The organism is Saccharopolyspora sp. 6V (assembly GCF_020176785.1).
GTDB classification, from domain to species: Bacteria; Actinomycetota; Actinomycetes; order Mycobacteriales; family Pseudonocardiaceae; genus Saccharopolyspora_C; species Saccharopolyspora_C gregorii.
Genome location: NZ_JAIUKB010000086.1, coordinates 20,026 through 30,468, shown reverse-complemented (window position 1 = coordinate 30,468; position 10,443 = coordinate 20,026). Strand labels below are relative to the sequence as shown.

Annotated in this window: 9 protein-coding genes and 1 riboswitch; of the genes, 3 read left to right on the top strand and 6 right to left on the bottom strand. The window is 75.6% G+C overall.

Annotated features, from left to right (window positions below; translation table 11 throughout):
* Positions 1 to 124 precede the first annotated feature (124 nt).
* Together LCD35_RS17615 and LCD35_RS17610 are read right to left on the bottom strand one after the other, a co-directional pair.
* Complete coding sequence (locus LCD35_RS17615; RefSeq protein ID WP_224960688.1) at positions 125 to 793, bottom strand: hypothetical protein; 669 nt, start codon at positions 791 to 793, stop codon at positions 125 to 127.
* A gap of 369 nt (positions 794 to 1,162) precedes the next feature.
* Positions 1,163 to 1,897, bottom strand: coding sequence for a hypothetical protein (locus LCD35_RS17610; protein WP_225044474.1), 735 nt, complete (start codon positions 1,895 to 1,897; stop codon positions 1,163 to 1,165).
* A 266-nt stretch (positions 1,898 to 2,163) separates the two neighbouring features.
* Positions 2,164 to 2,331, top strand: a riboswitch (cobalamin riboswitch).
* A 93-nt stretch (positions 2,332 to 2,424) separates the two neighbouring features.
* Between LCD35_RS17610 and LCD35_RS17605 the strand changes: the two genes are divergently transcribed.
* The 3 genes from LCD35_RS17605 to LCD35_RS17595 are packed head-to-tail and all read left to right on the top strand — an operon-like array spanning position 2,425 to position 5,707.
* Entirely contained in the window at positions 2,425 to 3,948 is a 1,524-nt protein-coding gene (locus LCD35_RS17605) for an ABC transporter substrate-binding protein (RefSeq protein WP_308016926.1), read from the top strand.
* Positions 3,945 to 4,904, top strand: a complete 960-nt coding sequence (locus LCD35_RS17600) for an ABC transporter permease (RefSeq protein WP_224960686.1) — start codon at positions 3,945 to 3,947, stop codon at positions 4,902 to 4,904. The genes LCD35_RS17605 and LCD35_RS17600 overlap by 4 nt, the downstream gene beginning before the upstream one ends.
* Positions 4,901 to 5,707, top strand: a complete 807-nt coding sequence (locus LCD35_RS17595) for an ABC transporter permease (RefSeq protein WP_224960685.1) — start codon at positions 4,901 to 4,903, stop codon at positions 5,705 to 5,707. Before LCD35_RS17600 ends, LCD35_RS17595 begins: the two co-directional genes overlap by 4 nt.
* Here the strand turns inward: LCD35_RS17595 and LCD35_RS17590 are convergent.
* The 4 genes from LCD35_RS17590 to LCD35_RS17575 are packed head-to-tail and all read right to left on the bottom strand — an operon-like array spanning position 5,682 to position 10,267.
* Entirely contained in the window at positions 5,682 to 6,857 is a 1,176-nt protein-coding gene (locus LCD35_RS17590) for an MFS transporter (RefSeq protein ID WP_225044473.1), read from the bottom strand. The genes LCD35_RS17595 and LCD35_RS17590 overlap by 26 nt on opposite strands.
* Positions 6,854 to 7,735 carry a dihydrodipicolinate synthase family protein gene (locus LCD35_RS17585; protein WP_224960683.1) on the bottom strand — a complete coding sequence of 294 codons (882 nt, stop codon included), beginning with the start codon at positions 7,733 to 7,735 and terminating at the stop codon, positions 6,854 to 6,856. Before LCD35_RS17585 ends, LCD35_RS17590 begins: the two co-directional genes overlap by 4 nt.
* 16 nt (positions 7,736 to 7,751) lie before the next feature.
* Positions 7,752 to 8,951 carry a PLP-dependent aspartate aminotransferase family protein gene (locus tag LCD35_RS17580; RefSeq protein WP_225044472.1) on the bottom strand — a complete coding sequence of 400 codons (1,200 nt, stop codon included), beginning with the start codon at positions 8,949 to 8,951 and terminating at the stop codon, positions 7,752 to 7,754.
* Complete coding sequence (locus LCD35_RS17575; protein ID WP_224960681.1) at positions 8,951 to 10,267, bottom strand: aminotransferase class I/II-fold pyridoxal phosphate-dependent enzyme; 1,317 nt, start codon at positions 10,265 to 10,267, stop codon at positions 8,951 to 8,953. The genes LCD35_RS17580 and LCD35_RS17575 overlap by 1 nt, the downstream gene beginning before the upstream one ends.
* Positions 10,268 to 10,443 lie beyond the last annotated feature (176 nt).

The following is a 10,443-nucleotide window of genomic DNA, read 5'->3' as shown; positions in this document are numbered from 1 at the left end:
CGCCCCCCCCGCCCCGCCCGCCGCCCCGCGGGGGGGGGGGGGGGGGGGGGGCGCGGCCGCCCCCCCCCGCCCCCCCCCCCCCCCCCCCCCCCCCCCCCCCCCCCCCCCCCCCCCGCCGCGGTGGTCAGCCGAAGGGGACGAGCACCAGGTCGGCGGCCCGCACGTCCGCCGAGGTCCACCCGGTGATCCCGGCCAGCACGCAGCCGGTGCGGATCACGGCCTCCTCGTCCAGTTCACCCGGGTCGAGGTGGTCCTGCTCGACGATCCCGGCGGCCGCGACCGCCTCCCGGATCCGGTCCGGCAGCTCGGGGAGCGAGCCTTCGAGGTCGTCGGAGTTCGTCCACAGCACCTCCGCGCCGTCCTCGGCGAATTCGAGGCCGCAGCACGGTCCGTCGAAGTTGTGCGCCAGGCTGAGCGCCGCCCCGCCGGTGCGGGACAGGGCGAGCGCGGCGGATTCGAGCCCGCCCTGCTCGTTCGAGACCGAGTCGGTGTGCCCCGCGTCGTCGAACACGAAGGTCCACCCGCCGATCCGCCCGGCCAGCAGCGCGGAGGCGCAGTCGGTCTCGCCGAGCGCGGTGCGCGGCAGCGAGGAGTGCTCGTCGGCCCGCTCCTCGGGGAGCGTGCAGGGGCGCGCGTGCGCGAGCCGCGCCCCGAGCGCTTCCAGCGCTTCGCGCGGCTGGAGGTCGCGCACCAGGTGCACGATCTGGTGCGGGTCCTCCGCGCCGAGTTCGGTGATCCACGCGGGGCGGCCCCCGGAATCCAGTGCTGCGGCGGGGAAGGCGGGTTCGGGCATCGTCGTCTCCAGTCGGTTCGGTTCTTCTCGGCACCTTGCCCCAGGGCACCGACAATTCCGTCCCGGTACGGTCAGGTGGAGGTCTTCGCCGTGTGCGCGGACTTCCGGCTCCAAGCGTGTCCCGCTCTCCGGAATGGCCGGACTGCAGATTTCGTCCACAGTGGACGAAAGAGTCGGGGGGAGTCTCCCCGGATCCGGATCCCCGGTCGCGGCACCACCCGCTGCGCTTCCACCCGCTGCGCTTCCCACCATTGCGCGACCACCCGCTGCGCTTCCACCCGCTGCGCTTCCCACCATTGCGCGACCACCCGCTGCGGAACCCGCCGACGCGCCCCGGAACCGCGCGAGGGGAACGCGGGGCGCGGGCGCTCAGGTCAGCGCCACCGCCAGCAGCGGAGCCGCCCGCAGGTCGTCCATCGTCCACGTCACCCCGGCCAGCGCGCAGCCGATGCGGGTCACCGCGGCCTCGTCGGTCTCGCCCGGCTCCAGGTGGGCGCGCTCCACGATGCCGGCGGCCGCGGCGGCGGCGCGCACCTCGGCCGGTGGTTCGGCGGTCTCGTGATCGAGGTCGTCGGAAGTCGTGCGGTACGCGCGCGAACCGTCCACCGCGTAGTCGAGGCTGAGCAACCCGCTGATGTTGGCGTGCAACGTCACCGCCGGGCCGCCGGACGCGGAGAGGGCTTCCGCCGGTGCTCGCGGGACGGGCCGCGGGACCTCCGGCTCCTGCAGCGCGGACCAGTCCCCGGTGCGCATCCCGTCGAGCAGTGCGCGCATCGTGTCCAGGCCGCCGACCTGGAAGGTGGTGTCCGCGTCGTCGAAGACCAGTGTCCAGCCGCCGATGCGGGTCGCCAGCAGCACCGACAGGCACTGCGGATCGCCGAGCGCCGCGCGCGGCAGCGAGGTGAACTCGTCCGGCCGCTGTTCGGGCAGCGTGCACGCCGCGGCGGAACCCGGGTCCGCGCCGAGCACCTCCAGCGCCCGCGCCGGTTCCAGGTCGCGCACCAGGTGCGCGGTGTGGTTCGGACCCGGCACGTCCAGTTCGGACAGCCAGATCGGATAACCGGTGGCGTCCAGGGTTCCAGGTGGGAAACCGGGCGTGGGCATGGCGGCTCCTCGTCGTCGTCGGCGGGTGCCGGTGAGTCTGCCCGGTGCGGTGGCGGCCGCCGCGGTTCCGCGCGCTCCCCGCTGCCGAACGCGGGAATCCCCTCGCCCGCTCGCCCAACGGGTGCTGCACCGTTCTCCGGAGGAGACCGGGCGGGCCGCTCCGCCGCGCGCGGGCGGTGGGCGACGGCACCGCGACCCGCGGTGACGGGATGCCGAGCGGTTCACACTTCCTTGACAAGGCACGACGCAGGCTGAAAAGTTGACGAGTCGTTCCAATGCGACGGTGTGCAGGAAACCGGTGCGAATCCGGTGCGGTCCCGCCACTGTGAACGGGGAGCCGCGTCCACCAGCGCCACTGTCGGGCAGCCGATGGGAAGGCCGGGCGCGACGTCGATCCGCGAGCCAGGAGACTGGCACCGTCGTACCGATTCGCACGGGGTCGCGGAGCCCCGGAGGAGGTACGCAGTGCACCCGGATTCGCCGCACACGCCCGGTTTCCCCGCTGTTCCCGAACCGGCCCGCGCCGCGTGAGCGGCGTGATCGGCCGCAGGCGGCTGCTCGCGGGCGTGGCCGGAGCGATCGCCGCGGTCCCCCTCGTCTCCTGCGCCGGCGGTTCCGGGGCGAGCGCGGGCAGGCTGCGGCTGGCGTTCCCCGCCGGTGGCGCCACCGAATCGCTCGACCCGCACACCGGTTCGCTGTTCGTCGACCAGGCCCGCGCGAAGGCGCTGTTCGACACGCTCGTCGGCTACGCCGACGACATGAGCGTGGTGCCGCGGCTCGCCGAGAGCTGGCAGCCCGACCCGACCGGTACCCGGTGGCGGATCCGGTTGCGCCCGGCCGAATTCCACGACGGCAGGCCGGTGACCGCCGAGGACGTGCTGTTCACCTACCGGCGCATCGCCGACGACGCCACCGCGGCCCAGTCCGCTTCGCACTTCGCCGACGTCGACTTCGGCGCCAGCCGGGCGATCTCGGCGACCGAACTGGAACTCGTGCTGGGCGCGCCGAACTTCGAGTTCCCGTCGGCGTGGGGCGCGCCCGCCACCGAGATCGTGCCCGCGGGCACCACCGACTTCACCGCGCCCGTCGGCTCCGGCCCGTTCCGGTTCGTCTCCTTCGAACCCGGTGGGACCGCCGTGTTCGCCCGCTTCGACCGGCACTGGTCCGGGCCCGCGACCCCGGCCGAGCTGGAATTCGTGCCCATGGAGCAGGAGAGCGCCCGGGTCAACGCGCTGCTGTCCGGGCAGGTCGACTACGCGCACGACGTGAGCGCCAACTCGGTGCGGCTGCTGGAGCAGGGCGGCCGGGCGCGGGTGCACTCGGCGCCGTTCGGCACCATGCAGGCCCTGCTGCTGAAGGTGGACCGGCCGCCGTTCTCCGATCCGCGGCTGGTGCGGGCGGTGCGCGTCGGCCTGGACCGGCAGGCGCTGCTGGACATCGCGCTCAGCGGGCAGGGCAGGCTCGGCAACGACCTGTTCGGCGCCGGGCTGAAGTACTACCCGCCGGACCTGCCCGCGCCCGCGCGCGACGTCGACGCCGCCCGCGCGCTGCTGCGCGAAGCCGGGGCAGACGGGCTGAGCTGGCAGCTGCAGACCAGCTCCGTCGACCCCTACTTCGAATCCGCCGCCAGCCTCATCGCCCAGCAGCTCGGCGAGACGGGGATGCGCGTGTCGCCGCGGATCGGGCCGGCCGAAACGTACTTCTCCGACATCAAGGAGCACGGCGTCGCCTCGCTGTCCCGGACCGCGGCGCTGCCGGTGCCGACGTTCCTCGGGCAGCGCATGACCTCGGACGCGGGGAGCAACAACTACACCGGGTACCGCTCCGCCGAGTTCGACGAGCTCTACGGGCGGGCGCTGGCCACCGCCGACGACGCCCGCCGAGCCGACCTGCTGGTGCGCGCGCAGCGGCTCGCCCGGGAGAACAGCGGCAACGTGGTGTGGGGCTTCAGCGGCTGGAACGTCGCCACCGCCACCTCCGTGGCCGGGGTGCGGGGCGCGCCGCCGAACTCGCTGGACTGGGCCCGCTTCGATCGGGTGAGCGTGGGTTGATCGCGCCCGCCGCGCGGGCGTCCGCCGCGGTGCTGCCCCGGCTCGGCGTGGCGCTGGTGCAGATCGCCGCGGTCGCCGTCGGCGTGTTCGCGCTGACCGCGCTGCTGCCCGGCGACACCGCGCAGGTCGTGCTCGGCGAGCACGCCGACACCGGACAGGTGGAGGTGCTGCGGCGGCGGCTCGGGCTCGACCAGCCGTGGGGGACGCGGTTCGCGCAGTGGGCCGGCGGGGTGCTGCACGGCGACCTCGGCACCTCGCTGCGCACCGGCAGGCCCGTCCTCGACGAGATCACCCGCAACGCCGCCACCACCGCGCTGCTCACCGCGCTGACGCTGCTGGTGGTGCTGCCGCTGGCCGGGTGGCTCGGCGTGCGCAGCGGGCTGCGCGCCGGGAGCCGGTTCGACCGGGCGGTGAACTCGGTGGTGGTGCTGCTGAACTCGGTGCCCGAGTTCGCGCTGGCGCTGCTGCTCGTCGGCGTGTTCGCGGTGCGGGCCGGCTGGCTGCCGGCCACCGCGGGCGGGCTGTCCGGGTGGTCGCTGGTGACGCAGCCCGCGGTGCTGGTGCTGCCCGTCGGCGTGCTCGCCGCGAAGCAGCTCAGCGCGCTCGCCCGCCAAGTCCGCACCGGTGTGGTCACCGCGAACGGCGCCGAGTACGCCACCCACGTGCGCCGCGCCGGTCTCGGCGAGCGCGACGTGGTGCTGCGGCACGTGCTGCCGAACACCATCGGGCCGGTGCTGCAGCAGCTGGCGCGCACCGTGGACGGGCTGCTCGGCGGCGTCGTCGTGGTGGAGGCGCTGTTCGCGCTCGGCGGGATCGGCTCCGGATTCGTGGAAGCGGTCAAGGCCCGCGATTTGCCGGTGGTGCAGGGCTACGCGCTGCTGTTCGCGGCGATCACCATCGGCATCAACCTGGTCATCGACCTGGTGGCGCGGCGGTTCCGGGCGGGTGCGCGGTGAGCCGCGCCGCCGGGTGGCTGCTGCTCGGGGTGCCGCTGCTGGCGGCGCTGGCCGGGCCGGTGCTCGCCGGGCTGCTGCCGGGCGGCGGATCGGTGCGGGCCGCGAACGTCCCGCTGCTGCCGCCCGGGGCGGACCACCCGCTGGGCACCGACGTGCTCGGGCGGGACGTGCTGGCCCTCGCGCTGCACGGCGGGGGTTCGGTGCTGGTGCTGGCGGGCGGCGCGCTGGTGCTGACCTACCTGGTGGGGGTGCCGCTGGCGCTCGCCGCCGTCGGGCAGCCCCACCGGTGGGTCGACCGGTGGCTGACCCGCGGACTGGACCTGGTGCTGGCGCTGCCCGGGTTGCTGGTGCTCATGGTGCTGGCCGCGACCGGCACTCGGACCGGGGCGGCGCTCGTCGTCGCCGTCGCGCTGCTGCAGCTGCCCGCGGTGGTGCGGATCGTGCGCAGTGCGGCGCTCGGCGCCCGGCGGCGCGGCGTGGTGGAAGCCATGGCGCTGCAAGGGGAATCGTGGTGGCGGGTGCACTTCGGTTACGTCGGGCGCGGCGTGCTCGGGCCCGTCGCGGTGGACGCGGGCGGGCGGCTGAGCCTGGTGCTGTACCTGGTGGCCTCGGCGAACTTCCTCGGCCTCGGGATCGACCCGGCCACCGCGGACTGGGCGGTGCTGGTGGAGCGCAACCAGGAGGCGCTGTTCCTGCAGCCGTGCGCGGTGCTGGTGCCCGCGGGCCTGCTCGTGGCGCTGTGCACCGGCCTCAACCTGCTCGTGGACCGGTACCTGGTCACCGGGGGACCCGCTCGGCGCTGAACCGGCCGCGGTCGAGCCGCACGCCCAGCGCCACCAGCGCGGTCAGCGCGATCGCGACCACCAGCGGCAGCCGCGCCGAGGCGGCGGTGGCAGCGCCGGCGAACGCGGTGCCCGCCGACCCGGCGGTGATCTTCAACGCGCCGGTCCAGACGAAGACCTGCCCGCGCGCCGCGTCCGGTGCGTGCTCGCTGCGCGCGGCGAGCGTCGCGGCGAAGAAGTAGCCGTTGGCGATCCCAGCGCCCGCGTAGGCAGCGGCGGCGAACCCGAACGACGGTGCCGACGCGATCAGCACCAGCGCGGCCACCACCACCGCCGCCGACCGGACCACCAGGCGATCCGCCTCGCCGGACGGCGGCCGCACCAGCACCCCCGCCGAGCCCGCCAGGTTCCCCAGCCCGTAGGCCGCGGTCAGTACACCGGCCGCGGCACCACCGGTGCTCACCACCGCCGCCACCGGCAGCACCGCCACCCCGAACGCGACCGCCGTGGTCAGCAGCAGCATCCGCCGCAGCGGCCCGGAAGCGAGCATCAGCAACAGCGTGCGGGCCGGGGGCGGCACCGCACCCGGGCTCGCCGGCGGCGGCGCCGCGGGCAGCAGCAGCACGAACCCGGCTGCGACGACCGCCCCACCGGTCAGCACCAGGGCCGCCACCAGCGGCGAGCTCCACGCCGCGACCGCCGCGACGACCGTCGGCCCCACCGTGCCGCCGATGCCGTAGGTCGCGACGTCCCAGCCCTGTGCCCGGCGCTGCGCGGTGCGGCCGGTCCCGGCGATCGCGGGCAGCCTGCTGCTGATGCCCCCGGTCAGCAGCGGCCCCAGCGAGCCGGCCGCCACCAGCAGCACGGCGGGCATCGGCGCGGGCGCCACCGGCAGCAGCAGCACCGCCGCCGCGAGCGCGGCACCGTGCGCGGCGCTGGCGGCGGCGATCACCCGCCGCCCGTCGCGCGCGGTGTCCAGCACCCGGGCGACGAACGGGCCGAGCAGGTGCGGCGCGGTGGTGCAGGCGCCGAGCGCGCCCGCCAGCCACCCGGGGCCACCGGTGTCGTGCACCAGCAGCACGACGGCCACCACCGCACCCCCGTCCGAGGTGCGGGCCAGCGTCGCGGCCACCGCGTAGCGGGCGAGCCCGCCCCGGACGGCCGTGGTCAACGTCGCAGGTCGAGCAGGTCGACGAGCCGCGCCACCTCCGCGCGCTCCGCGGTCGGGAGGCCCAGCACCGGGCGCGGCAGGTTCGGGTGCGCGACGAGCCCGAGCTCCTCGGCGATCGCGGACACCACGCGCAGGCTGCCGCACCGGCCGAACAGCTCCCACAGCGGCGCCAACCGGTCCGATTCCGCGGTCGCCGCGGCGGCATCCCCGGCGAACGCGGGGCGCGCGATCGCCGCCGCGGCCTCCGGCACCGTCCCGGCCAGCACCGAGTACCAGGCCCGGCACCCGGCGAGGATGCCCTCGGCGGCCAGCGGATCACCGGCGACCCCGATCGTCACCGGCTCCGGCAGCAGGCCGCGCAACCGGGAGACGCGGTCCACCGGCTCCGGCACCCCGGGGATCTTGACCGAGGCGACGTTCGGCAGCGCCGCGATCAGCGCGTGCAGCTCGTCGGTGAACGTGACGTGCGTGGTCCCCGGGTTGTCGTACACCACCAGCGGGACCGACAGCGCCGCGGTGACGTCCGCGTAGAGCCCGAACACCTCCTCGTCGGTCAGCGCCTGGTACGACACCGGGGCGAGCAGCACGCCCGCCGCCCCGGCCTCCTGCGCGTCCTCGGCCAGCGCCAGCACCTCGCGGGTGCGCAGCGCGCCGATGCCGACGAGCACCGGGACGTCCCCGGCGTGCCGCACGGCGAGCCGCGCGACCCGGGCGCGCTCCGCCCGGTCCAGGTACGGGTAGCTGCCGGTGGAGCCGAGCGCGGTGATCGAGTCGACGGGGGCGGTGGCGAGCCGTTCGACGAGCCCCGCGAACGCGGCTTCGTCGACGCCTCGGTCGGTGACGGGGGTCAGCGGGAACGCGCTGAGTCCGGTGAACATGCGTCCTCCTCGGAGGTCAGGCCGGCAGCGCGGCGTCGAGCGCGCCGCGCAGGTCGGCGATGAGGTCGTCGGCGTCCTCCAGCCCGACTGCGAGCCGCAGGTGGCCGTAGCGCTGGAACTGCTCGGGGTAGTGCTCGTCGCCGCCGCGCGCCCCGGCCGCGACGTGCACGATCAGCGACTCGTCGTGCCCCAGCGACACCGCCGAGGTGATCACCCGCAGCGCGGCCGTGAACCGGTTCTGCACCGCCGGATCGCCGTCCAGCGCGAACGCCAGCACCGCCCCGCAGCCGCGGCCGCCGAACTGCCGCGCCGCGAGCTCGTGCTGCGGGTGCCCGGGCAGCCCGGGGTAGGCGACGAACGCGATCCGCGGCTCGGCGTCCAGGAATTCGGCGATGCGCTGCGCGTTCGCCAGGTGCTGGCGCAGCCGCAGCGGCAACGTCACCGACCCCCGCATGATCAGCCAGGCGTTGAACGGGGCGAGCACGCCGCCGACGTCGACGCCCGCGTCCGCCCGGATCCGCGCGACGAGTTCGCGGGAACCGATGACCGCGCCGCCCATGGCGTCGCCGTGCCCGTTGATGAACTTCGTCAGCGAGTGCACCACCAGGTCCGCCCCGTCGGCGAGCGGCCGGTACAGCGGCGGCGGGGTGAACGTGCCGTCCACGCTCAGCAGTGACCCCGCCGCTTGCGCGATCTCGGCGACCGCTGCGATGTCGGTGACCGCGGTCGTCGGGTTGGCGATGGTCTCCACGTGCACGAGCCGGGTCGCAGGGCGCATCGCCGCGCGCACCGCGTCCAGGTCGGTGGTGTCGACGAACGTGGCCTCGATGCCGTAGCGGCTCGGCAGCAGCTCCGCGAACAACCGCCACACCGCCTCGTAGGTCACCGCCGAAACGACCACGTGGTCGCCCGCGCGCAAGTGCGTGAAGAACACGGCGTGCAGCGCGGCGACCCCGCTGGCGAACACCAGCGCCGACTCGCCGCCGTCCATCGCGGCGAGCTTCGCTTCCAGCGCGTGCTGGTTGACGTTGCCGTTGCGGGCGTAGATCCGGGTGTTCGGGTCCGACCAGGACAGCTGCGACGGGTCCTCCGGCAGCAGGTAGGAGTTGGCCAGCACCAGCGGGGTGCGCAGCGCCCCCGAGGCGTCGGTGGCGTTGCCGCCGTGCACCGCCCACGTCGCGTCGGAGACGGTGGCCGGATCGTGCTTGTCGGGCATCAGCTTCCCTTCGTCGTGCGCAGCAGCGCGCCGAGGTCGGCGGCGAACTCCGCCGCCCGCCGCGGGGTGATCGTCGAGGAGGTCACGCGCAGCGCCCCCGCACCGCGTCCGGTGACCGCGAACCCGGAGCCGCCGCGCACCGCCCAGCCGCGCGCGGCGAGCTCCCGGACGAGCCGTTCTTCCCGCCGTCCCACCGGGATCCACGCGTTGAGCCCGTCCCCGGCGGGCAGCTCCACGCCCTGCTCGGTGAGCGCGCCGGTCAGCGAGCTCAGCCGCCGCGCGTACCGGTCGCGGGCGCGGCGCAGCAACCGCGCGGTGCCCGGGTCGTGCAGCAGCGCCGACACCAGGTGCTGCAGCACGTGGCTCACCCACCCGGCCGAGGAGCTCAACCGGGTGCTCAGCCGCGCGGCGCTGCCCGGGTCGCACAGCACGAACGCGAGCCGCAGGTCCGGGCCGAGGAACTTCGACACCGACCGCACCAGGGCCCAGCGCGGCGCGTCCGCGGGCGTGATGCGGTGGTAGGCGCGGGCGGAGATCGCGGAGAAGTGGTCGTCCTCGACGACCAGCACCTCCGGCCGCCGGGACAGCAGCGCGCGCAGTTCCGCGGCGCGTCCGGCGGTGATCGCGGCGCCGGTCGGGTTGTGCGCGCGGGGCGTGCACACCACCGCCCGCGCGCCCGCGTCCAGCGCGCGGGCCAGCCCGTCGGGGGTCATGCCGTCCGCGTCCACCGGAACCGGCGTGCTGCGGAACCCGTTGAGCCGCATGGTGCCGACGCCGGCCAGGAAGCACGGGTCCTCCACCGCGACCGCGTCCCCGCGGGTGAGGTGCGCCCCGAGCAGCCGCTCCACCGCGTCCACCGCGCCGTGCGCGAGGACCAGGTCGTGCGGGACGTCCCCGACGTCCGGGGCGAGCTCCGATTCCGCCCACGCCGCGAGGGATTCGTCGACCGGCGCGCTCCCGTACAGCACCGGCGGGCGGCCGGCTCCGAACGCGGCGCGCAGGTCGGGCAGCAGAGCGGGGTCCGGGTTGCCGTCGGCGAGGTTCACCAGTTCCCCCGCGGCACCGCGGCCTTCGCCGTCCACCGCGGGCAGGCCGCGCACGACCGTGCCGCCGCGCCGCCGGGTCTCCACGATCCCGGCGGCGGCGAGCTGCGCGTAGGCCGCCGCCGCGGTGTTGCGGTTGACGCCCAGTTCGGCGGCGAGCTCCCGGATCGGCGGCAGCGCGCTGCCCGCGACCAGGGCCCCGGTGGCGATCAGCCCTCGGACCGAGTCGGCGATCTCGGCGGCGGTGGTGCCGCGCACGCGTCCTCCCGACATGCCATCGACCGTAAATGTCCTAGGACAAAAAGGGAAGGTCAGGTGGTGTTCGGCACTCCGGGAGAGGGATCGGCGCGGTGCGGATCCGGTCGGACCCGCCGCGGCGGCCATCCACCGCAACGTCGTCGCGGCGGGCGGAGCAATTCCGCCCCGGGCACCTTGACCACCCCGGTGTT